General features: G+C 72.4%; 22 protein-coding genes. 8 read left to right on the top strand and 14 right to left on the bottom strand.

Annotated elements, in window-relative coordinates; all coding sequences use genetic code 11:
- Position 1: 1 nt before the first annotated feature.
- Together ACLB9X_RS01980 and glnII are read right to left on the bottom strand one after the other, a co-directional pair.
- A complete protein-coding gene (locus ACLB9X_RS01980; RefSeq protein ID WP_410358414.1) occupies positions 2-580 on the bottom strand; it encodes a winged helix-turn-helix domain-containing protein in 579 nt (192 codons plus the stop codon).
- 411 nt (positions 581-991) lie between these two features.
- Positions 992-2026 carry a glutamine synthetase gene (gene glnII / locus ACLB9X_RS01975; RefSeq protein WP_410358413.1) on the bottom strand — a complete coding sequence of 345 codons (1035 nt, stop codon included), beginning with the start codon at positions 2024-2026 and terminating at the stop codon, positions 992-994.
- A gap of 203 nt (positions 2027-2229) precedes the next feature.
- On the opposite strand from glnII, the gene ACLB9X_RS01970 reads away from it, so the two are divergent.
- Positions 2230-3144, top strand: a complete 915-nt coding sequence (locus tag ACLB9X_RS01970) for a Gfo/Idh/MocA family protein (RefSeq protein ID WP_410358412.1) — start codon at positions 2230-2232, stop codon at positions 3142-3144.
- Between the two features lie 294 nt (positions 3145-3438).
- Here the strand turns inward: ACLB9X_RS01970 and ACLB9X_RS01965 are convergent, their stop codons facing one another.
- Both ACLB9X_RS01965 and ACLB9X_RS01960 read right to left on the bottom strand, forming a co-directional pair.
- Complete coding sequence (locus ACLB9X_RS01965; protein WP_410358411.1) at positions 3439-4110, bottom strand: hypothetical protein; 672 nt, start codon at positions 4108-4110, stop codon at positions 3439-3441.
- A gap of 164 nt (positions 4111-4274) precedes the next feature.
- Complete coding sequence (locus tag ACLB9X_RS01960) at positions 4275-4637, bottom strand: arsenate reductase family protein (protein ID WP_410358410.1); 363 nt, start codon at positions 4635-4637, stop codon at positions 4275-4277.
- 121 nt (positions 4638-4758) lie between these two features.
- Here ACLB9X_RS01960 and ACLB9X_RS01955 point away from each other — a divergent pair, with 121 nt between their 5' ends.
- Positions 4759-5025 (top strand): hypothetical protein, encoded by a 267-nt coding sequence (locus ACLB9X_RS01955; RefSeq protein ID WP_410358409.1) that lies wholly within the window; start codon positions 4759-4761, stop codon positions 5023-5025.
- An 11-nt stretch (positions 5026-5036) separates the two neighbouring features.
- Here ACLB9X_RS01955 and ACLB9X_RS01950 read toward each other — a convergent pair whose 3' ends face one another.
- From ACLB9X_RS01950 to glnA, 3 genes are all read right to left on the bottom strand, one after another.
- Positions 5037-5900 (bottom strand): MOSC domain-containing protein, encoded by an 864-nt coding sequence (locus tag ACLB9X_RS01950; RefSeq protein WP_410358408.1) that lies wholly within the window; start codon positions 5898-5900, stop codon positions 5037-5039.
- Between the two features lie 40 nt (positions 5901-5940).
- Positions 5941-6402, bottom strand: a complete 462-nt coding sequence (locus tag ACLB9X_RS01945) for a hypothetical protein (RefSeq protein WP_410358407.1) — start codon at positions 6400-6402, stop codon at positions 5941-5943.
- A 169-nt stretch (positions 6403-6571) separates the two neighbouring features.
- On the bottom strand, positions 6572-7981 hold the full coding sequence (gene glnA, locus ACLB9X_RS01940; protein ID WP_410358406.1) for a type I glutamate--ammonia ligase: 1410 nt from the start codon (positions 7979-7981) through the stop codon (positions 6572-6574).
- Positions 7982-8199: 218 nt separating this feature from the next.
- On the opposite strand from glnA, the gene ACLB9X_RS01935 reads away from it, so the two are divergent.
- A complete protein-coding gene (locus tag ACLB9X_RS01935) occupies positions 8200-8667 on the top strand; it encodes an RDD family protein (RefSeq protein ID WP_410358405.1) in 468 nt (155 codons plus the stop codon).
- Between the two features lie 75 nt (positions 8668-8742).
- Here ACLB9X_RS01935 and ACLB9X_RS01930 read toward each other — a convergent pair whose 3' ends face one another.
- From ACLB9X_RS01930 to lipB, 4 genes are all read right to left on the bottom strand, one after another.
- Positions 8743-9453, bottom strand: coding sequence for a DUF4191 domain-containing protein (locus ACLB9X_RS01930; RefSeq protein ID WP_410358404.1), 711 nt, complete (start codon positions 9451-9453; stop codon positions 8743-8745).
- A gap of 18 nt (positions 9454-9471) precedes the next feature.
- Positions 9472-9681 (bottom strand): hypothetical protein, encoded by a 210-nt coding sequence (locus ACLB9X_RS01925; RefSeq protein WP_410358607.1) that lies wholly within the window; start codon positions 9679-9681, stop codon positions 9472-9474.
- A gap of 252 nt (positions 9682-9933) precedes the next feature.
- Positions 9934-10917 carry a lipoyl synthase gene (gene lipA / locus ACLB9X_RS01920; protein WP_410358403.1) on the bottom strand — a complete coding sequence of 328 codons (984 nt, stop codon included), beginning with the start codon at positions 10915-10917 and terminating at the stop codon, positions 9934-9936.
- A gap of 121 nt (positions 10918-11038) precedes the next feature.
- Positions 11039-11875 carry a lipoyl(octanoyl) transferase LipB gene (lipB, locus tag ACLB9X_RS01915; RefSeq protein WP_410358402.1) on the bottom strand — a complete coding sequence of 279 codons (837 nt, stop codon included), beginning with the start codon at positions 11873-11875 and terminating at the stop codon, positions 11039-11041.
- A 304-nt stretch (positions 11876-12179) separates the two neighbouring features.
- Here lipB and ACLB9X_RS01910 point away from each other — a divergent pair, with 304 nt between their 5' ends.
- Entirely contained in the window at positions 12180-13649 is a 1470-nt protein-coding gene (locus tag ACLB9X_RS01910) for a regulator (RefSeq protein WP_410358401.1), read from the top strand.
- 61 nt (positions 13650-13710) lie between these two features.
- Here the strand turns inward: ACLB9X_RS01910 and ACLB9X_RS01905 are convergent, their stop codons facing one another.
- On the bottom strand, positions 13711-15036 hold the full coding sequence (locus ACLB9X_RS01905) for an NAD(P)/FAD-dependent oxidoreductase (RefSeq protein ID WP_410358400.1): 1326 nt from the start codon (positions 15034-15036) through the stop codon (positions 13711-13713).
- A 263-nt stretch (positions 15037-15299) separates the two neighbouring features.
- Here ACLB9X_RS01905 and ACLB9X_RS01900 point away from each other — a divergent pair, with 263 nt between their 5' ends.
- Both ACLB9X_RS01900 and ACLB9X_RS01895 read left to right on the top strand, forming a co-directional pair.
- Positions 15300-16244 carry an RNA polymerase sigma-70 factor gene (locus tag ACLB9X_RS01900; protein WP_410358399.1) on the top strand — a complete coding sequence of 315 codons (945 nt, stop codon included), beginning with the start codon at positions 15300-15302 and terminating at the stop codon, positions 16242-16244.
- 113 nt (positions 16245-16357) lie between these two features.
- Positions 16358-17560, top strand: a complete 1203-nt coding sequence (locus ACLB9X_RS01895) for an NAD(P)/FAD-dependent oxidoreductase (protein WP_410358398.1) — start codon at positions 16358-16360, stop codon at positions 17558-17560.
- Between the two features lie 198 nt (positions 17561-17758).
- Here ACLB9X_RS01895 and ACLB9X_RS01890 read toward each other — a convergent pair whose 3' ends face one another.
- On the bottom strand, positions 17759-18667 hold the full coding sequence (locus tag ACLB9X_RS01890) for a TIGR01777 family oxidoreductase (RefSeq protein WP_410358397.1): 909 nt from the start codon (positions 18665-18667) through the stop codon (positions 17759-17761).
- Positions 18668-18711: 44 nt separating this feature from the next.
- On the opposite strand from ACLB9X_RS01890, the gene ACLB9X_RS01885 reads away from it, so the two are divergent.
- A complete protein-coding gene (locus tag ACLB9X_RS01885; RefSeq protein WP_410358396.1) occupies positions 18712-19233 on the top strand; it encodes an N-acetyltransferase family protein in 522 nt (173 codons plus the stop codon).
- A 25-nt stretch (positions 19234-19258) separates the two neighbouring features.
- Here the strand turns inward: ACLB9X_RS01885 and ACLB9X_RS01880 are convergent, their stop codons facing one another.
- Complete coding sequence (locus ACLB9X_RS01880; protein WP_410358606.1) at positions 19259-19777, bottom strand: DUF4240 domain-containing protein; 519 nt, start codon at positions 19775-19777, stop codon at positions 19259-19261.
- Positions 19778-19917: 140 nt separating this feature from the next.
- Here ACLB9X_RS01880 and ACLB9X_RS01875 point away from each other — a divergent pair, with 140 nt between their 5' ends.
- On the top strand, positions 19918-20907 hold the full coding sequence (locus ACLB9X_RS01875; RefSeq protein WP_410358395.1) for an SDR family oxidoreductase: 990 nt from the start codon (positions 19918-19920) through the stop codon (positions 20905-20907).
- Positions 20908-20924 lie beyond the last annotated feature (17 nt).

Raw genomic sequence — 20924 nt, 5'->3', positions numbered from 1 at the left:
CTCACGGCGCGTACTTGTAGCCGACCCGTCGCACGGTCTGGATCGTGCGGCGGTGGTCGGCTCCGAGCTTGCGCCGCAGCCGGGCGACGTGGACGTCCACCGTCCGGCCGTCGCCGACGTGGCCGTAGCCCCACACGGTGGTCACCAGCTGGTCGCGCGTGTGCACCCGGTGCGGGTGTGCCACCAGATGTGCCAGCAGCTCGAACTCCAGGTAGGTGAGGTCGAGTTCCCGACCGTCCACGCTGGCGGTGCGCCGGACCGCGTCGATCGCCACCGGGCCCCTGTCGGCCGGCCGCTCCGGCGCGGCGGCGGCCGCCGAGGGCGGCTGCTGGTCGGCCGGTACGAGGACGAGGTAGCCGACCATCGGGGGCCGGCCGGGCAGCGCGGGCAGGGTGTGCGGCGGGGCGGGCAGCCACGTGGCGCCCGGCGGCAGGAGGTCGGCCACGTCCACGACCTCGTCCCGGTCGACGGCACGCAGCCGGTGCCGGACCGAAGGCGCTGTCCGGTCGGTTGTCACCTGGCCCTGGGGGACGGAGGAGGAAGCGGCGGAAACGGTCGGGAAGGAACGGCTGTTCGCCATGGGAGGTCAGCTCTTTCGCGCGGAGGAAGTCGTCGATGCGTCGTGAGGACGGACGTACGTCGTGCGCGCTGGCCGAAGGCCGGGAAGAACGGCCTTAGAGGGCCCGCGCGTTCACCGCGGGGCAACACACCCGGTCGAAGTCGTGGTGCTGCCGGGAAGGCCAGAACGGTTCGAGGTCGGTGCGACCCGTCGCGTTGTTCCGGTAGTCGGCCATGTACCCATTGAAGCAGACCCGCGACGGTCGCAGCAGACCTCGTCCACCCGTCGGTACGTGATGTCTCCTGCGTCCGCGGCGTCTCGGCCGCACGGACCGGAACCGGGGGAGCCGATGCCCCCGTCGGCAGGCGCGCGGCCCTACGCGAGAGGGGCGCCCGCCTGATCGGCGGACGCCCCTTCGGTCACGCGGAGGTGTCAGACCTGGCCGGCCTTCTCCAGGGCCGAGCAGCAGGTGTCCACCAGGAGGCGCGTCACCACGTACGGGTCGACGTTGGCGTTCGGGCGGCGGTCCTCGATGTAGCCCTTGCCGTCCTTCTCGACCTGCCACGGGATGCGGACCGAGGCGCCGCGGTCGGAGACGCCATAGCTGTACTCGTTCCACGGGGCGGTCTCGTGCAGACCGGTCAGGCGGTCGTCGATGCCGGCGCCGTAGTTCTTCACGTGGTCCATCGGCTTGGAGCCCTCACCGAGGGACTCGCACGCGGTGATGATCGCGTCGTAGCCCTCGCGCATCGCCTTGGTGGAGAAGTTCGTGTGCGCGCCCGCGCCGTTCCAGTCGCCCTTGACCGGCTTGGGGTCGAGGGTGGCGGAGACGTTGAAGTCCTCGGCGGTGCGGTAGAGCAGCCAGCGGGCCACCCACAGCTGGTCGGCGACCTCCAGCGGCGCCAGCGGGCCGACCTGGAACTCCCACTGGCCCGGCATGACCTCGGCGTTGATGCCGGAGATGCCGAGGCCCGCCGTGAGGCAGTTGTCCAGGTGCGCCTCGACGACGTCACGGCCGTGGATCTCGTCCACGCCGACGCCGCAGTAGTAGCCGCCCTGAGGGGCCGGGAAGCCGCCCGCCGGGAAGCCGAGGGGGCGGTCGCCCTCGAAGAAGGTGTACTCCTGCTCGATGCCGAAGATCGGCTCCTGCGCGGCGAACCTCTCCGCGACCTCGACGAGCGCGGCACGGGTGTTGGACTCGTGCGGCGTCATGTCGATGTTGAGGACCTCGTTGAGCACGAGGACGTGGTCGCCGCCGCGGATCGGGTCCGGGCAGACGAAGACCGGCTTCAGCACGCGGTCCGACGCGTGGCCCTCGGCCTGCTTGGTGCTGGACCCGTCGAAGCCCCAGATGGGCAGGTCGGCGAGGGCCGTGGAGGAACCGGCGGCCAGGATCTTCGTCTTCGAGCGAAGCTTGGCGGTCGGCTCGGTGCCGTCGATCCAGATGTACTCAGCCTTGATGCTCACGGACCTCATCCTTTGCGGGTGCAGCGGTATGCCGCGCAGCTTGGCAACGCGCGATTTCCCGGCCGTTGCCCGTTTGTGAACCCCGTGTTACATGGAACATTTCCCCGTTATGTCCGGCGTGTCGCGCGTGCACGACGTGCCAGCTCGTGCTCGTTCAGCAGCGGGACGGGTCACCTCGCCGTCGCGCGGGCACACTGGTGCCCATGACCAAACACCTGCGTATCGGACTTCTCGGCGCGGGCCCCTGGGCCGCGATGACCCAGGCCCCGGCGCTATCCGGCCATCCGGACGTCGTCCTCGGCGGGGTGTGGGGGCGGCGGCCCGAGGCGGCCGCCGTGCTCGCGGACGCCCACGGCACGACGGCGTTCTCCGGTGAGGACGGCATCGACGCGCTGTTCGCCGCGAACGACGCGATCGCCTTCGCCGTGCCGCCGGACGTGCAGGCTCCGCTCGCGGTCCGCGCGGCTGCGGCCGGCTGCCATCTGCTGCTCGACAAGCCGGTGGCGACGACGGTCGCCGCCGCCCGCGAGGCCGCGCACGCCGCGGAGGAGGCGAAGGTCGCGTCCGTCGTGTTCTGCACGCTCCGCTTCGCCACCGACACCGCGCGGTGGATCGGGGAGCAGGCGGCGGCCGGCGGCTGGTTCACGGCTCACGCGCAGTGGCTGGGGGCACTGTTCTCACCGGGCGCGGAGAGCCCGTTCGCGGCATCCCCGTGGCGGCGCGAGAAGGGCGGCCTGTGGGACGCCGGCCCCCACCCGCTCTCCGTGCTGCTCCCGGTGCTGGGCGACGTGGTGGAGGTGACGGCGGCTCGCGGCCCCTCGGACACGACCCACCTGGTGCTGCGGCACGCGTCGGGCGCGTCCAGCACCGTGACGGTCGGCCTCGCCGCGCCGCCCGAGGCGGCGGGCGTGAGCCTGGTGCTGCTGGGGGAGCAGGGCAGGGCCGAACTGCCGCCGGACGGCTGGGGCAATCCGGTGGACTCGTTCCGCACGGCGGTCAACGAACTGATGGGCGTGGTGCGCACGGGGCGGCCGCACCCGTGCGACGTGCGGTTCGGGCTGCGGATCACGGAGATCCTCGCGGAAGCCGAGCGGAAGGCGTCCGGGGCGGGGCGCTGACGCGCGTACGAGGGCGGCGCATACGGGGGCGGGGCGCTGACGCGCGTACGCGGGCGGGGCGAGCGTACGCGGGCGGGGCGAGCGTACGCGGGCGGCGCGTAGGAGGGACGAGTACGGGACGGGCCGGGGAAGAGATGGGACGGTGCCGTCCGGTGCGCTCCGAGTGTGCGGCTCGGAGGCGGGCGCTCCGCCGGGGGACAGCGGGGAGGGGAGCGCGGACGGCACCGTCCCGTGGAGCCGGCAGCGGCCGGGCCCGCCGGAGTGGGGGGGGGAAGCGGGCCCGGCCGTGCGGCGTCAGCCGACGCGCTCGATCCGCGCGTTGCGGATCAGGAACTTGCCGGCCTCACGCACCTGCTCGAAGGCCGCGTTGTTCAGCAGCGCGCAGCTGCCGGACACCGACGTGACCTCGACGGTCGTGAACTTGTTGTTGTCCAGGTTGGTCACCTTCAGCTGGGTGCCGACGGGGAACTGGTTGCTGGAGGCGGCCGGTGCGCCGCCCTCGCCGGAGAGCGTGACGGTCGAGCCGGCGCAGACGACCTCGCCGGCGGCGCCGCCGCCCGCGTTCCCGCCCCCGGCTTCCTGCCCGCCGTCGTCAGCCGCGGGCGGCGCTTCCTCGGCGGGCGGCGCCTCTGCCGGGGGCGCCTCCTCTGCCGGGGGCTGCGCCGGAGGCGCCGCCTGGTCGCCGCCGCCCGCCCCGGCGTCGCAGCCCGCCGCCTCCTGCTGGACCCTGATCTGCGCTATCACCGCCTCCCGGTTGGCGATGCGCGCCGCCGACCGGGCGTCCGGATTGGCTCGTTGACCGGCGATGAAGTTCTCGTTGTTGCGGATCGCCTGGGCGAGTCCGTCGCAGGCGACGGACGCCTGACTTGTGCCGGTCATGACAATCGCAGTGCCGCCGACCAGCGCCGCCGCGCCGGCCAGGAGGGCGATCTTCTTCTTGCCGCTGAGGGTCTTCTTGCGTGACACGAAAGGGCTCCTGTCCCCGGCCGCGGGGGGCGGCCGGTTGGTTCCTTGTGCCCTTAACTACGGCCGGTCACCGGCGGCTGCTCACCGGGCACGGCCGCCTCTTCCTTAACTTTCCTTAAGGAAGCGGCAGTTGGCCTTCGCCGGCCCCGAGCCCCACCCGGCCGTCAGCTCCGCCCGATCGCGTCCCTGACCGCCTCCTCCGTACGCGCCACCACCGCCGTGCCGTCGTCCGCCGTGATGATCGGCCGCTGGATGAGCTTCGGGTGCTGCGCGAGGGTCGCGAGCCAGCGGTCCCGTGAACCCTCGTCCCGCGCCCACTCCTTGATCCCCAGCTCCTTCGCCACGGCCTCCTGGGTGCGGGTGATGTCCCAGGGTTCGAGGCCGAGCCGGTCCAGCACCCCCCGGAGCTCGTCGACGGTCGGCGCATCTTCCAGATAGCGCCGCACGGTGTAGTCGGCGCCCTCGGCGTCGAGCAGCGTGAGGGCGCCGCGGCACTTGGAACAGGCGGGGTTGATCCAGATCTCCATGCCCCTCACCGTACCGCTCGCGATGCCTCAAACGCCTTCTGGCCAGCGGCGATTGTCAGTGCCCGCCGGTAGAATGAACAACAGTTCGGGATGGTCCCGCCACCGCGCCAGGAGGTTGCCGATGGCCGTTGCCACACTCACGACGAAGCCCCTGATCCCCCATCAGAAGAAGCCGCTCCCGGCCGGTCAGCCGCGCGAGTGGTACGTGACGCACAACCGCCGCCTGAAGGCGATGCGCCTCGCGATCGCCCTGCTCGACTCCGGCGTCTACCACCCGGCGACCGCCGACAACCGCCGTATACGGGCCGCGGCCGAGCGCATCGGCGTGCACGTCCCGTCCGACACGACGTGCCGTATGGTCCGGGCCCTGATCCGCTACGGCCGCTGATCCCGCGGGTTTCAGGAGACGGGGCGCCTGGGATCGGGCGCCCCGTTCTCGTACCACTCGGCGCGCACGGTGTCCCCGACGGACAGCGTGCCGCCGCGCAGCACCGCCACCTTCGCGCCGAAGCTGATCTTGTTGTCGTACGCGGGCTCCCGCCGGTAGGTCGCGAGGGTGCGCACCGGCTCGGGCCCCGCCCGCCGCCCGGTGACCTGGTCCACGAGCGGTACGGAGCAGCGCATCGCCCGTACGGAATGGGCGAGCCGGGCGGTGCCGATCTCCAGCCGCCGCATCAGGTCCTCCTCGTGGGGCACGGCGCACCCGTCGAGGACGATGTTGGCCCGGAAGCGGTCCATGGGCACCGGCGTCCCGCCCGCGGCCTCGATCCGGGCGTTGAGCCCGTCGAGCGAGGCCTGCGAGACGACGGCCACGGCATGCGCGTCGGCGAAGGCGATCTTGCCGGGCGTCTCCCCCCACCCGTCCCGGTCGAACCCGTCGCGCACCCGCACCAGCCGGGACTTGACGCCGAGCACCTCGGAGAGCCAGTCGGCGACGGCGTCCCCCTGGTCGATCGCGGGCCCGACCGGCGTGCCGAACAGGCTCACCGGCCGCGGCTCGCCCTCCGGGTCCACGTCGACGGCGAGTTCCCCGAACCCGTCGGCCCGCAGCGTCAGCGTGCGTCCTCCCTCACCGACCCGAGGGAGTACGGCGGCGAGGGCGGGGTGGGTCCGCTGGCTGCGGAAGGTTCCGTCGACCGCGTCGACCACCATGAACGTCCGATCGTGCTCGAGCCCGGTGTCCCCGGCCACGGCGGACATCACATCGGTCCCGGCGCAGCCCTTGACCGGGTAGTACGTCAGCTTCTGCACAGTGATCCCCATGGACAGGGATCGTAGAGGGGCCACGGGGCGGGCGGGTGCCTCAGGGTGCCTTGCAGACGGCGGTGGCGTGGGGCCCGGAGGCGGTGGCGGTCCGCACCGGCCCGTCGTCGACCCGCACCCGGCAGGTGGCCTCACCGCCGTGCGCGCCGACCGTGACGACGAGCGTACTGCTCGTCACCTGCCCGGACGTCTCGGCCTCCCTGCGCCACGGCAGGTCCGTCACCCGCTCCACCTCCGGCTCGGTGCGCGGGGCCCCCGCGCCCTGGACGGAACGGGAGATGGTGACCTCACGGGCGTCGCCGGTGACCTCGTAGGTGACCGTGGCGGCCTCGTCCACCTCGTCGGACACCTCGCTCACGACGAGACCGACGGCGGCCAGGCACCCTCCGACCACCAGCAGCAGGACGACGAGCACGACCAAGGGCCACTTCCGGCGCTTGGTCACCGGGTGCCGCGGCGGCTCGGGCTCGCTCCGCCGCGGGCGGTTGCTCGGCTCGCTCATGTCCCCAGATTCGCCCCGCGCCACGCGGCCCGCGACCGGGGAGCGCACCGCCGCGGTGGAGCCGGGCCACGGAAAAGGCCGACGGCCGTGCCTTCCGGGGAGGAAAAGCACGGCCGCCGGCCCACAGACGACGCAGGTGCGGGGAGACCCGCTCCGACCTGCGGCGATCTTAGATGTCGAAGTACAGCTCGAACTCGTGCGGGTGCGGACGCAGCTGGATCGGGGCGATCTCGTTCGTGCGCTTGTAGTCGATCCACGTCTCGATCAGGTCCGACGTGAACACGCCGCCCGCCTGCAGGTACTCGTTGTCCTGCTCCAGGGCGTCGAGGACCGCCGGGAGGGAGGTCGGGACCTGGGGGACGTTCGCGTGCTCGTCGGGGGCGAGCTCGTAGAGGTCCTTGTCGATCGGCTCGGCCGGCTCGATCTTGTTCTTCACGCCGTCCAGGCCCGCGAGGAGCAGCGCGGAGAAGGCGAGGTACGGGTTCGACGACGGGTCCGGCGCGCGGAACTCGACGCGCTTGGCCTTCGGGTTCGAGCCGGTGATCGGGATACGCATCGCCGCCGAGCGGTTACGCTGCGAGTACACCAGGTTGACCGGGGCCTCGAAGCCGGGGACGAGGCGGTGGTAGGAGTTCACCGTCGGGTTGGTGAAGGCCAGCAGCGACGGGGCGTGCTTGAGGATGCCGCCGATGTAGTAGCGGGCGGTGTCCGACAGGCCCGCGTAACCGGCCTCGTCGTAGAAGAGCGGGGAGCCGCCCTGCCACAGCGACTGGTGGACGTGCATGCCGGAGCCGTTGTCACCGAAGATCGGCTTCGGCATGAAGGTCGCGGTCTTGCCGTTGCGCCAGGCGACGTTCTTCACGATGTACTTGAAGAGCATCAGGTCGTCGGCGGCGGCGAGCAGCGTGTTGAACTTGTAGTTGATCTCCGCCTGGCCGGCGGTGCCGACCTCGTGGTGCTGGCGCTCGACCTGGAGGCCGACGTTCTCCAGCTCCAGGGAGATCTCCGCGCGCAGGTCGGCGAAGTGGTCCACCGGCGGGGCCGGGAAATAGCCGCCCTTGTAGCGGACCTTGTAGCCGCGGTTGTCCTCGACCGCACCGGTGTTCCAGGCGCCGGCCTCGGAGTCGATGTGGTAGAAGCCCTCGTTCGCGGCGGTGTTGAAGCGCACGGAGTCGAAGACGTAGAACTCGGCCTCGGGGCCGAAGTACGCGGTGTCCGCGATGCCGGTGGAGGCGAGGTAGGCCTCGGCCTTCTTGGCGATGTTGCGCGGGTCACGGCTGTACTGCTCGCCCGTGATCGGGTCGTGGATGAAGAAGTTGATGTTCAGCGTCTTGTCGCGGCGGAACGGGTCCAGGCGAGCGGTCGACAGGTCCGCGCGCAGCGCCATGTCGGACTCGTGGATCGCCTGGAAGCCACGGATCGACGACCCGTCGAACGCCAGCTCGTCCGCCGGGTCGAAGGCCGTCGCCGGGATCGTGAAGTGCTGCATGACGCCCGGAAGGTCGCAGAACCGGACGTCGATCATCTTCACGTCGTTGTCCGCGATGTACTTCTTGGCCTCGTCGGCGTTCTGGAACATCCAACTCCTCCTACTCCCACCCGGGGAGGGGCGGGGTTGCAGCTCGTCCGTGCGGCCAGTGCGGTGGCACACGCTGGACCCGACCATAGGCAGACCGGATTTCTCAAGCATGACCCATTTGTTTCGAAGAAGTTAACCGGGCCGGGTGCCGAGGGCATCCGGGGCGGGGCGGGGACCCGGGCCGAAGTGATCCAAAGCGGGCGCAGTACCGTGGGCGGGTGGACAACAGGCGAGCAATCGGATCGTGGCTTTCCGGGCCCCGCGCGGCGGCCGAGGACATGGGTGTCGACTTCGGGTACCGCGGCCGGCGGCTCGGTCTGCCGGAGACGGGGCCGGGCTCCGTGGCGCCCGTCGGGCGGCGCTTCGGAGCGCTGTTCCTCGACTGGGGACTGTGCTTCCTGATCGCATACGGACTGTTCGCCGGCAGTAACCAGCAGGCGACGTCCAACCGCGCCCTGATCACCTTCCTCGTCATGAGCGTACTCACCGTCGGCACCGTCGGGTGCACCCCCGGCAAGCGGCTCCTCGGACTGCGCGTCGTCTCCGAGGACGGCGGCCGTCTCGGTTTCGGCCGGGTCGTCGTCCGCAGCGTCCTGCTGTGCCTCGCCCTGCCGGCGCTCGTCTGGGACCGCGACGGCCGCGGCCTGCACGACCGTCTCGCCCGCGCGGTCCAGGTCAGGATCTGAGCGGCGCAGGAGCGCGGAACACGAGAGAGGCGGCCGGGACATCGTCCCGGCCGCCTCTGTCGTGTCCTGGCTGCGTCAGCGCATCTTCCCGCCGCCGCGCGGCATCCGCATGCCCTTGGGCATCGGGCCCTTCGGCAGCGGCATGTTGCTCATCAGGTCGCCCATCGCGCGCAGCCGGTCGTTGGTCGTGGTGACCTGCGGGCCGCTGAGGACGCGGGGCAGCTTGAGCATCGTGGCGCGCACCTTCTTCAGCGGCACCTGGCCCTCGCCGTTGCCCACCATGATGTCGTGCACCGGGACGTCCACTACGATCCGGTTCATCTTCTTCTTCTCGGCCGCGATCAGTGACTTGAGCCGGTTCGGGTTGCCCTCGGCGACCAGCACGATGCCGGCCTTGCCGACCGCGCGGTGCACCACGTCCTGGTTGCGGTTCATCGCCACCGCGGGGGTCGTGGTCCAGCCGCGCCCCACGTTCTGCAGGACCGCAGCGGCCGCGCCCGGCTGGCCCTCCATCTGCCCGAAGGCCGCCCGCTCGGCCCGGCGGCCGAAGACGATCGCCATGGCCAGGAAGGCCAGCAGGAAGCCCAGGATGCCCAGGTAGATGGGGTGGTCGATCAAGAAACCGATCGCGAGGAAGACGCCGAAGGTGACGATTCCCACAGCCGCGACGACAAGACCGACCTTCGGGTCGGCCTTACGGGTCATCTTGTACGTCAGGGCGATCTGCTTCAGTCGCCCGGGGTTCGCAGCAGCGTCAATGCTGTCTGAGTGTGCCTTCCTCGCCATACCTGAAGTTTACGTGGCCTAAGAAGTGCGGGTGGCCACGGCCTCCAGTACGTGCTGGGCCTCGACGCGGTCCTTGGCCCGGCGCCGGTCCTCCAGCACCGCGGCCCAGGCGTTGCGGCGGGCGGTGCGCTGGCCCCCGCCGAGCAGCAGGGACTCCATGGCGCGCAGGGCGTCGGTGACGGACGGGATGGCGGTGGCGATCACGGGGCGTACCGGCGCGGCCTGCATGCTGGAGGTCGGCATCGTGAAGGTCCCCCCTCGGGGCGGGCGTCGATGAGTGGGAGCTGTGCGTGAGTTCAGCGTCACTGTTCGGTGTTACCAGGGCGTGACCGGGTGGTCAAACGCCGATGAAACACCGATGGGCGCCTCGCGAAGCCGCGGTGAACGCGGACGCGGCCCGCACCCCGTCCCCGACCTGCGGGGAGGGTGCGGGCCGCGCCCAACTGGCCTTTACCGGCCGGTAGTTGCTTGTGCCTGAATTCACACGGCCTGGGCGGCCTGCGCTGACCCGGCGGCCGTCGCGGTCCCCCGGGCCTCCATCGCCTGCTGGAAGAGGCGGCCGGCTCGGTACGACGAACGGACCAGCGGACCGGACATGACACCGGAGAAGCCGATCTCCTCGGCCTCCTCCTTCAGCTCCACGAACTCCTGCGGCTTCACCCAGCGCTCGACGGGGTGGTGGCGCACCGAGGGGCGCAGGTACTGGGTGATGGTGATCAGCTCGCAGCCCGCGTCGTGCAGGTGCTGCAGCGCCTCGCTGACCTCCTCGCGGGTCTCGCCCATGCCGAGGATCAGGTTCGACTTGGTGACCAGGCCGGCCGCACGGGCCTCGGTGATCACCTTCAGCGAGCGCTCGTAACGGAAGCCGGGGCGGATGCGCTTGAAGATCCGCGGCACCGTCTCGACGTTGTGCGCGAGCACCTCGGGACGGGCGGAGAAGACCTCGGCCAGCTGCTCGGGCACGGCGTTGAAGTCGGGGATCAGCAGCTCGACCTTGGTGCGGCCGGCCTCGCGGTCGGCGGTCTGTGCGTGGATCTGGCGCACGGTCTCGGCGTACAGCCAGGCGCCGCCGTCCTCCAGGTCGTCGCGGGCGACGCCGGTGATGGTGGCGTAGTTCAGGTCCATCGTGACGACGGACTCGCCGACGCGGCGCGGCTCGTCACGGTCGAGGGCCTGCGGCTTGCCGGTGTCGATCTGGCAGAAGTCGCAGCGGCGGGTGCACTGGTCGCCGCCGATGAGGAACGTGGCCTCGCGGTCCTCCCAGCACTCGAAGATGTTGGGACAGCCCGCCTCCTGGCAGACGGTGTGCAGACCCTCGCTCTTGACCAGTTTCTGCAGCTGGTTGTACTCGGGACCCATCTTCGCCCGGGTCTTGATCCACTCGGGCTTGCGCTCGATGGGGGTCTGGCTGTTCCTGACCTCCAGGCGCAGCATCTTGCGTCCGTCGGGTGCGACTGCGGACACGACCGGCTCCCTACAGCTTCGATTCTTCGGCGAACACCAGGGTACGCCCGTTAAAAGTGCGGCCTTACGTATGGCCAACCTGTGGCCAGAGGGACGCATTCCCCAGGGCCGCCGGCGGCCGTCAGACGGACGCCTTCTCGATCACGCGGGGCTGCGGCTCCGCGTTCTCCAGGACGTCGCGCAGATGCCTCTCCAGTACCGGGAGCACCTCCTCGATCGTGATGTCACGGCCCAGCTCGTTCGCGAGCGAGGCCACGCCCGCGTCGCGGATGCCGCACGGCACGATCCGGTCGAACCAGGTGTTGTCCGGGTTCACGTTCAGGGCGAAGCCGTGCATCGACACGCCTTTCGCGATCCGGATGCCGATCGCGGCGAGCTTGCGGTCCTCGCGGCGCTGGCCGGCGTTGGAGGGGGCGTACTCCGGCCCGTTCATGCGCGGGTCGAACTCCTCGTCACGAAGCAGACCAGGGGTCTCCCCGCCGAAGGCAGGGGAAGGGTCGAAGTCGAGCGAGAGCCCGCCGAGCGAAGGGCGCTCCTCGGCACTCTCGGTCGCGTCTCCGAGCACCCACACACCGCTGCGGCCCTCCACCCGGCTCGTCTCGACGCCGAACTCCGCACAGGTGCGGATCAGCGCGTCCTCCAGGCGGCGGACGTGCGCGACGACGTCCACCGGACGCGGCAGCTTCAGGATCGGGTAGCCCACCAGCTGGCCGGGGCCGTGCCAGGTGATCTTCCCGCCCCGGTCCACGTCGATGACGGGCGTGCCGTCCAGGGGGCGCTCGCTGTCCTCCGTGCGCCGCCCGGCCGTGTAGACCGGCGGGTGCTCCAGGAGCAGACAGGTGTCCGGGATCTCGTCCGCGAAGCGGGCGGCGTGGACCTCGCGCTGCTTCTGCCATGCCTCCTGGTACTCGACGGCGTCCTCGCCGAACCCCAGTCGGACGAACCGCAGCTCACTCACGGCTGTGCCTCCTCGAACCTCCGCCCAGCAGTGAGCCGGGCCCATGCCACTGTACGGCGGCCCGGAAACCGGTGTCCGGGCAGGTGGCCACCGCCCGGCTGCCGTCGGCGCGGCTGTCAGTGCCACCGCTGATCCTCACACGATCGGATGAATGTGGGGCGAAGGCGGCGGAACGGGCCGGGAGGGCCGCTAAATTCGCGCCGTTCCTCCCCCAAGGGTTCTCCCCCAGAGCTACGCCTGGGGGACCCCAGGAGGTACCCCCATGGGCTGCTCCCGGCCCGGAAGGCAGGAGACCGGACAGCAGATGACGGAACGAGCCCCACAGCGCACCCCCAACCGGCAGCTCGCCGCGCTCATCGCGGAGGCGGGCTTCTCCCATGCCGGGCTCGCCCGCAGAGTCGACCAGCTGGGCCTCGAACACGGCCTCGACCTGCGGTACGACAAGACCTCCGTCACGCGCTGGCTGCGCGGCCAGCAGCCCCGCGGTACGACCCCGGCGCTGATCGCCGAGGTGTTCACCCGGCGGCTCGGGCGGCGGCTGTCCGCCCAGGACCTCGGGCTGGACGCGTGCGCGCCGGTCTACGCGGGCCTGGAGTTCGCCGCCACGCCCGAGGAGGCCGTGGACATCGTCAGCGGGCTGTGGCGCAAGGACTCCGGCAGCCACGCCGAGCTGCGGAAGATCGCGTTCACCCCGGCCGGTCTGGTCGTGCCGAGCCGGGACTGGCTGATCGGCCGCGCCGACGAGCGGGTGGGCCGCGGGGAGACGGCACACAGCGGACCGGGCGCCGCGCACAGCGGAGCGGGCCGGGTCCCGCTCCAGGGCGGACGCGTCATCGTGCCCCGGCAGCGAGGCACCGACCGCGGGCCCGGCCAGAAGGTCTCCGGCGGCGACGTCTCCGCCCTGCGCTCCGTCGGCGAACTGTTCCGCGCCCTCGACCACGCCTACGGCGGCGGCCACGCCCGGCAGGCCCTCGTGCGCTACCTGGAGCACGAGGCCGAGCCGATGCTGCGCGGCACGTACGGGGAGGCGCTGGGCCGCCGGCTCTTCGCCGCGGCCGCCGACCTGACCCGGCTCGCCGGATGGACCTCGTACGACATAGCGGCACACGGCCTCGCCCAGCGCTACTTCGTCCAGGCCCTGCGGCTCTCGCAGGCGGCGGGGGACCGGGGGTACGGCTCGTACGTGCTCGTCACCATGAGCCGCCAGGCCGTCTACCTCGGGCACGGCCGCGAGGCGGTCCAGCTGACCAGGGTCGCCCAGCAGGGCGTGGGCGCCGCGGCGCCGCCGCTCGTGCAGGCGCTGCTGAACGCCGCCGAGGCGCGGGGCCACGGTGTGCTCGGCGAGACGCGGGCGTGCAACGCGGCCCTCGCCCGCGCGGAGCGCGCCCTGGAGTCGGCCCGGCCGGGCGACGACGTGCCGCACTGGGCGCGCTTCTTCGACGAGGCGCAGCTCGCCGACGAGATCGGGCACTGCCACCGGGACCTCCGGCAGTACCGCTCGGCCGTCCAGCACGCGGAGCGCTCGCTCCAGCTCCGGGCCCCGGCCTTCGCCCGCAGCCGGCTGTTCTGCCGTGTCGTCCTCGCGACGGCGCGCCTCGGCCTCGGCGAACTGGAGCAGGCGTGCGCGCTGGGGGCGGAGGCGGCGCTGCAGGCGTCGGAGATGCGGTCGGCGAGGGCGTCGGAGTACGTGCGGGAGTTCGAGCGCCGCCTGGAGCCGTACCGCGACGCGAGCCCGGTCCGCACGTACCGCGACCGGGTGGCGGCGCTGGGCTGACGCGTGCCTGGGCCGCCAGGGAGCGAGTTGTCCGAGGGCGGTGGCAGCCGCCCCGGGTGGCTCAGGCCGCGGCCTCCAGCGCGGGCGTCGCGCACTCCGGCCGGATCCCGAGGTCGGACAGCAGGGCGTGCGCGGCCCGGTGACCCGAGAACAGCGCGCCCTGGACCGTCGCCGTGTCCCGGTGGTCGCCGCAGACGTAGAGGCCGGCCAGTACGCGCACCGGGCGGCGCAGATCGTGCGGCGGCCTCATCTCCGGGACGCCCGCGGCATCGTGATGGACCCTCAGCAGCTCCCAGTCGTTCGTCGGCGTCCCGTACAGCGTCGCCAGGTGCCGTCGCACCCGCCGGTCCACGTCGTCCGGCAGGCCGCCCACCACCGTGGAGGAGATCAGCGCCCGTCCCTCGGGCGCGCGGGACGGGTCGATCTCGCTCAGCACCGCCGTGTGCGAGACGGGGCCGACCCGGTCCGCGTCCAGGACCAGCGACGGATCGGTCAACGGAGGCTCCGGCGCGGCGTGGTGCACCACCGTCACCGGCCGGAACGACGGCACCCGCAGCCCCGGCAGCAGCTCCACCGCCGCCCGCGCGTCCGTGGCGACCACGACGGAACGGCAGCGGAACTCGCCGTGCTCCGCCGTCGTGACCCTGTTCGTCGCGACGTCCGTGACCCGTGTGCCCGTGCGTACGGTCCCCTCCGGCAGCGCGGCGGCCAGCAGTTCGGGCAGGGCGGAGGCGCCGCCCGCCGGGACGCACAGCCTGCCGCGCGCGTAACCGCGCAGCACCAGGTCGGCGCACCGGCTGGAGGTGGTCAGCTCCGGGTCGCACAGCAGCGCGGACAGCAGGGGGCGCAGGAAGCCGTGCACCGTACGTGCGGGCAGTCCGCGGCTGTGGAGGGCGTCGGCGGCGGCCCGTTCGGGCCGGGCCAGCACCCGTCGTACGGGAGTGCCCGCGAGCCGCGCCAGCGACGCCCCCAGCCGGGCCTGGTCCAGGTGCCGTGGCCGAGGAGCGCTCGCGAGGGCGCGCGCGACGGTGAACGCGACCCCTACGCCCCGGGTGGCGTACGGCGACGTCCCGACCTCCCCGGTCCGCTGCAGCCGCCCTTCGGCGTGCACGAGCACACCGGGCGAGAGCAACCGCAGTTCGGCGTCGCGCAGCGCGGTGATGCGCCGCAGCTCCGGGAACGCGGTACTGAGCAACTGACCTGCGCGGTCGAGCCGGAATCCGTCGACCCGCTCGGTGGCCATGCGCCCGCCCACGTACGGGGCGGCCTCCAGGACCCTGACCGTCACCCCCGCACTGGTGAGCCGATGAGCTGCCGAGAGCCCGGCGATCCCGGCCCCGACGATGACGACGTCCGCGTGATCCGCATGCTGAGCGGTGCTGAGCACGTGCCCCTCCCCGAGGTCGGCGCGGCTGGTGGGAAGCTCATGCCCCCATCAGGCCCGGGGAATACCCGAGTTCGCACCGAGACTAGGAACCGGGACCCCGACCTGCAGTCGCGCACACGACGGAGCACCGGAGCGCGGGGGCGCACGCCCGCGGCCCGCACGCCGTCCGCAGTGCGGGACACCCGTCACCGCGCCGCCGGATGCTCACCGGGGAGTGCTTGCCCGCCTGCCGTTCCGTCCAGGGGGCAGTTAGGATCCCGGGCATGGCCCTGATCACGAGTGACGTGGACCGGTTCGAGGCTGCCAGGTCCCGGCTGGAGGCCATCGCCTACCGGCTGCTCGGCTCGGCGAGTGACGCGGAGGATGCCGTGCAGGAGACGTACCTGCGCTGGCAGGCGGCTGACGTCGAGCGGATCGAGGTGCCCGAGGCCTGGCTGACCAAGGTCCTCACCAACTACTGCCTCAACATGCTCACTTCGGCACGTGCCCGGCGTGAGACGTACGTGGGCAGGTGGCTTCCCGAGCCGCTGCTCGCCGGGGACCCGATGCTCGGCCCGGCCGACACCGCCGAGCAGCGCGAGTCGGTGTCGTATGCCGTCCTCGTCCTGCTGGAGCGCCTGTCGCCGGGCGAGCGGGCGGTGTACGTGCTGCGTGAGGCCTTCGCCTACCCGCACCGGGAGATCGCCGAGATCCTGGACGTCACCGAGGCCGCCAGCCAGCAGATCTACCACCGGGCCAAGAAGCACGTCGCGAACGGCAAGGCGCGCACCGAGATCGACGAGGCCGCCGCCCGGAGGATCGTCGAGGAGTTCCTGGCCGCGGCGACCAGCGGCCGTACCGAACCCCTCGTGCGTCTGCTCACCCAGGACGCCGTCTCGGTCGGCGACGGCGGCGGCAAGGTCCCGGCCCGCGCGAAGGCGTTCGAGGGCGCGCTCGCGGTCGCGAAGTTCCTGCGCGGCCTGTTCAAGCCCAGCGACGCCAAGCGCGCCTACGTCGGCGGCGCGCCCGAGATCTACGCCACGACCGCCAACGGCGACCCCGCCGTCGTTGCGGTCGTGGCCGGCCGGGTCGTCGCGATCACGTGCCTGGAAATCACCGCGGAGGGCATCGCCGCCGTCCGCAGCCAGGTCAACCCCGACAAGCTCGTCCGGGCGACCGAGCACTGGGCCGCCGGGGGCCTCGGGGGCACCCCGCTCCACACCCTCTGACCCGATGTGACGTGCTTCACATCCTGATCCTGTCAGGAATCGCAGGGCTGCCCGGTTCAAGGGGCGAAACCGCGCAGCGCAGCGGCGGAACCCCCGCAGACAGGAGCAGGCACATGCAGCACCGCATCGTCGTCCTCGGAGCCGGCTACACCGGAGCCGTCGCCGCCGGCCGCCTCGCCAAGCGGCTGCACCGGCAGGACGTCACCATCACCCTCGTCAATCCCGAGCCCGACTTCGTCGAGCGTGTCCGGCTGCACCAGCTCGCGGCCGGCCAGCACCTCAAGCACCGGCCGTTCCGCGAGATGTTCGCGGGCACGGGCGTGGCACTGAAGCTCGCGAAGGTCACCGCCGTGGACGTGGACCGCAAGTCGGTGACGGTCACGGCCGCCAACGGCGCGGATGCGGAGGAACTGGGGTACGACACTCTGGTCTACGCCCTCGGCAGCGGCTGGAACGACGGGGGTGTCCCCGGCACCGCCGAACACGCCCACGAGATCGCCGGCCGCCCCGGCGCCCTCCGCCTCCGCGACCGCCTGGCCGCCCTGGACGCCGGCCGGCCCGTGGTCGTGGTCGGCGGCGGCCTGACCGGCCTGGAGGCAGCGACCGAGATCGCCGAGACGCGCCCGGACCTCCACGTCGCCCTGGCCGCCCACGGTGCCCTCGGCGACTGGCTCTCGGACAAGGGCCGCGCCCACCTGCGGAAGGTGGTGGACAGGCTCGGCATCACGGTCCACGAACACACCGCGGTCACCGCCGTGGCGGCGGACGGCGTGACGGCGGCCGACGGCAGGACCATCCCCGCCGAGGTCACGGTCTGGACCACCGGCTTCGCCGTCCACCCGATCGCCCGGGCCACCACCCTGGAGGTCACCGACCGCGGCCAGATCGTGGTCGACACCACGATGCGCTCGGTCTCCCACCCGGACGTGTACGCCGTAGGCGACGCGGCGATGGCGATCGGCCCCGACGACAAGCCGCTGCGCATGTCCTGCGCCTCGGGCGTCCCCATGGCCTGGCAGGCCGCCGACGCCATCGCCGCCCGTCTCGCCGGCGCCAAGGTCCCCCGTGTCCCCGTCCGCTACTTCCAGCAGTGCGTATCCCTCGGCCGCAAGGAGGGCCTGATCCAGTTCGTCACGGCCGACGACCGAGCGGTCGACCGCGCCTTGACGGGCCGCGTGGCCGCTGTCTACAAGGAGCTGATCTGCAAGGGCGCGGTCTGGGGCGTCGCCAACCCGACGGTGGGCATGCCGTCCCGGCGCCGGCGTGTCGTGCGGCAGGAGAACCGGAGCCGCGCACGGGCGGAGGCGGCGGCCTGACCCCGCCCATGCCGCACTGCCGGTGTCGGCCGACGCGCCCACCACGTCGGCCGGCACCGGCAGTTCGCCTTACCGGCACCCCGACACCGGCTGATCACCCCAACTCGCACTGATCACCCCGACACCGGCTGATCATCCCGACACCGGCTGACCACCCCGGACTTCACCGGGACGCCACGGCCGGCGAAGGCACCCGGGTCACACGTCCTGGCGCAGGGCCGCGCGGATCGCGTCGTCGATGCGGGGGAACGCGAACGAGAAGCCCGACTCCAACAGGCGTACCGGCAGCGCCCGTTGGCTGCTCAGGACGTCCGAGGCCAGCTCGCCCAGCACCAGCCGCAGCGCCGGCGTCGGTACCGTGAAGACCGCCGGGCGGTGCAGGACCCGGCCCATCGCCTCCGTCACCTCGCGGTTCGTCACCGGCTCCGGCGCCGTCAGGTTCACCGGGCCCGACAGCGACTCCGTGTCCAGGATGTGCCGCAGCGCCGCCACCTCGTCGTGCAGCGCGATGAAGCTCCAGTACTGCTCCCCGCTGCCGAGCCGTCCCCCGAGCCCCGCCCTGAACAGCGGGAACATCCGCCCCCACGCGCCGCCGTGCCGCGCCACCACCAGGCCGGTACGGGCGAACGCCGTACGGACGCCCGCCTCCTGCGCGGGCGCCGCCGCCTCCTCCCACTCCACGCACACCCCCGGCAGGAAGCCGTCCCCGGGCGGCGCGTCCTCGTCCACCGGGCGGTCCCCGGTGTCGCCGTAGAAACCGACCGCGCTACCGCTGACCAGGACCTTCGGCGGGGTGTCGAGCGAGGCCACCGCCTCCGCGATCGCGGCCGTGCCGAGCACCCGGCTGTCGCGGATCTCCCTGCGGTACTCCGGCGTCCAGCGGCGGTCGCCCACCCCGGCGCCGGCGAGGTGCACGACCGCGTCGCAGCCCACGAGACCCGCGACGTCGACGTACTGCCGCCGCGGGTCCCACTCGACCTCGTCGCCCGCCCTGGACGGGTGCCGCACCAGGCGCACCACCTCGTGCCCGTCCGCGCGCAGCGAGCGCACGAGCGCCTTGCCGATGAGCCCCGAGGCGCCGGTGACGGCGATACGCGATCCCTGCATGGCCCCATCCTGCCCCGCCCGTACCGCATGGCACAGTGGGCCCCATGCCCGAGTCGCACACACGTCCCGTGATACCCCCGGCGATACGCACGGCGCGAGCCGCCGACGACACGGCCCTCGGCGCACTCGACCGGGAGACGTGGTCGCCCCTGCACGCGGTGCAGCCGCGGCCCGAGCCCCCGTACGGGCCGTTCTTCGACGCCGCCCACCGGCCCGAGGACCTGCTCGTCGCCGAGGACACCGACGGCACGCTGCTCGGCTACATCCGTCTGGTGCGGCCGACGCCCCTCGCCTGCAACCAGCACGTACGCCAGATCCAGGGCCTCGCCGTGGCCGGCCGGGCACGCGGCCGCGGCGTCGGCCGGGCCCTGCTGCGTGCGGCGTGCGACGAGGCCCGCCGCCAGGGCGCCATCCGCCTGACCCTGCGCGTCCTCGGCCACAACGCCCCCGCGCGGGCGCTGTACGAGGCCGAGGGGTTCACGGTCGAGGGCGTGCTGCCGGGGGAGTTCCTGCTGGAAGGGCGCTACGTGGACGATGTCCTGATGGGCCGTTCGCTCACGCCGTGACCCGCGCGGACGTGCCGCCCGGCGGTCAGCCGCCGAAACGTTCCCACAGGCGCGGGAAGCGCCGCGCCAGCGCCGCGTCGTCGTCGAAGGCGAACGGGACACCCGCCGGCTCGGTCGCCTGCACCGGAATGCCGAGGTCCGGCGCGTCGACACCGGTCAGCTGCTCGTACGCCTCGTCGGCTGCGTAGCCGAGCTCCTCGCCGTCCCCGTCGACGTCCTCGTCGAAGTCGTCCAGCAGCTCCGCCAGCGAGTCGGGGTCGTGCACCGCGCCCTCGAAGATTTCGCGGCCCTGGCCGATGAGCCAGCAGCGGAAGTAGTCGAACGCGTCGTCGCTCGCGCCGCCGAGCAGGACGGCCGCCGCGCCCCACAGGTCCCACGTGTACGCGCGGTTGTAGCGGGCCTCGAAGTGCCGGGCGAAGTCCAGCACGGAGTCGGGGTCGAGCTGCAGCAGCCGCTCGACGAGCAGCTCGGCCTGGTCCTCGGGGTCGCCCTCGGCGGCCTCACGGGTGCTGTCGACGATCTCCCAGAACTCCGTCTCGTCCATCACGGGACAAGCATCGTGGCTGGGTGAGGGCGGCGCACGCGGAGTTGCGGAAAGCGGCCGTTTCGAGACGAACGGCCCATCGGGGCGAGGGGCTGCAATGCCGGACAGAAGATGTCGGGATTCCGTGGGACGGTCGGTCCATGACGACGAACGAGCCGTTGAACGAATCCGTGGACACACCCCTGCACCAGCCGTCGCACGCGTCGTCGGCCGGTCGCCCGGACAGGCCGCTGCACGGCAGGATCGCGCTGGTCGCGGGCGCGACCCGGGGCGCGGGCCGCGCCATCGCCGTGGAACTCGGCGCCGCGGGCGCCATCGTCTACGTGACCGGCCGCACCACCCGGGAGCACGTCAGCGAAGTGGGCCGCGCGGGGGAGACGATCGAGCAGACCGCCGAACTCGTCACCGCGGCGGGCGGGACGGGGATCGCCGTCCCGACCGACCACCTGGAGGCCGACCAGGTCCGGTCGCTGGTCGACCGCATCGACCGCGACCACGGCCGCCTGGACATCCTCGTGAACGACGTGTGGGGCGGGAACTTCCTTCTCGACTTCGACACGAGGATGTGGGACGTCGACCTCCAGCGCGGCCTGCGCATGATCGACCTGGGGGTACGGACGCACATCATCACGAGCAGCATCGCGCTGCCGCTGCTGGTACGGGAGCCGGGCGGCCTGGTCCTGGAGGTCACGGACGGCACGGCCGCGACGAACAAGGAGTTCCGGGAGAACTTCTACTACGACCTGGCCAAGAACACGCCGATCCGGATGGCGTACCTGCTGGGCGAGGAACTCAAGAGCGTCGGCGGGACGGCGGTGGCGGTCACTCCGGGATTCCTCCGCTCCGAGGAGATGCTGGACATCTTCGGCCTCACGGAGGAGACCTGGCGGGACGGCATCGACAAGCAGCGGCACTGGGCGCTGTCGGAGTCCCCGGCGTACCTGGCCCGCGGCGTGGCGGCCCTGGCCGCCGACCCGAACCGGTCCCGCTGGAACGGCACGTCACTGGACAGCGGCCGGCTGGCCAGGGAGTACGACATCACGGACACGGACGGCAGCCGCCCGGACGTGTGGGGCTACATGCTGGCGGAAAGGGCCGGCGAGACCCCGCGGGTGGCCGCGTACCGCTGACAGAGGGGGCCGGGCCC

Source organism: Streptomyces sp. 5K101, from assembly GCF_046506645.1.
Lineage (GTDB): Bacteria > Actinomycetota > Actinomycetes > Streptomycetales > Streptomycetaceae > Streptomyces.
Note: the sequence above shows the minus strand (reverse complement) of the source record. Positions and strands in the feature narration are given on the sequence as shown.

Bases quoted from the DNA above. Each gene is read 5' to 3' on its own strand.
- glnA (WP_410358406.1), bottom strand. From the start codon at position 7,981: ATGTTCCAGAACGCCGACGAGGCCAAGAAGTACATCGCGGACAACGAC.
- ACLB9X_RS01900 (WP_410358399.1), top strand. From the start codon at position 15,300: ATGGCCCTGATCACGAGTGACGTGGACCGGTTCGAGGCTGCCAGGTCC.
- ACLB9X_RS01875 (WP_410358395.1), top strand. From the start codon at position 19,918: ATGACGACGAACGAGCCGTTGAACGAATCCGTGGACACACCCCTGCAC.
- ACLB9X_RS01980 (WP_410358414.1), bottom strand. From the start codon at position 580: ATGGCGAACAGCCGTTCCTTCCCGACCGTTTCCGCCGCTTCCTCCTCC.
- ACLB9X_RS01930 (WP_410358404.1), bottom strand. From the start codon at position 9,453: ATGGCGAGGAAGGCACACTCAGACAGCATTGACGCTGCTGCGAACCCC.
- ACLB9X_RS01880 (WP_410358606.1), bottom strand. From the start codon at position 19,777: ATGGACGAGACGGAGTTCTGGGAGATCGTCGACAGCACCCGTGAGGCC.
- ACLB9X_RS01890 (WP_410358397.1), bottom strand. From the start codon at position 18,667: ATGCAGGGATCGCGTATCGCCGTCACCGGCGCCTCGGGGCTCATCGGC.
- ACLB9X_RS01910 (WP_410358401.1), top strand. From the start codon at position 12,180: ATGACGGAACGAGCCCCACAGCGCACCCCCAACCGGCAGCTCGCCGCG.
- ACLB9X_RS01925 (WP_410358607.1), bottom strand. From the start codon at position 9,681: ATGCAGGCCGCGCCGGTACGCCCCGTGATCGCCACCGCCATCCCGTCC.
- ACLB9X_RS01885 (WP_410358396.1), top strand. From the start codon at position 18,712: ATGCCCGAGTCGCACACACGTCCCGTGATACCCCCGGCGATACGCACG.
- ACLB9X_RS01970 (WP_410358412.1), top strand. From the start codon at position 2,230: ATGACCAAACACCTGCGTATCGGACTTCTCGGCGCGGGCCCCTGGGCC.
- ACLB9X_RS01895 (WP_410358398.1), top strand. From the start codon at position 16,358: ATGCAGCACCGCATCGTCGTCCTCGGAGCCGGCTACACCGGAGCCGTC.
- ACLB9X_RS01945 (WP_410358407.1), bottom strand. From the start codon at position 6,402: ATGAGCGAGCCGAGCAACCGCCCGCGGCGGAGCGAGCCCGAGCCGCCG.
- ACLB9X_RS01950 (WP_410358408.1), bottom strand. From the start codon at position 5,900: ATGGGGATCACTGTGCAGAAGCTGACGTACTACCCGGTCAAGGGCTGC.
- ACLB9X_RS01955 (WP_410358409.1), top strand. From the start codon at position 4,759: ATGGCCGTTGCCACACTCACGACGAAGCCCCTGATCCCCCATCAGAAG.
- ACLB9X_RS01960 (WP_410358410.1), bottom strand. From the start codon at position 4,637: ATGGAGATCTGGATCAACCCCGCCTGTTCCAAGTGCCGCGGCGCCCTC.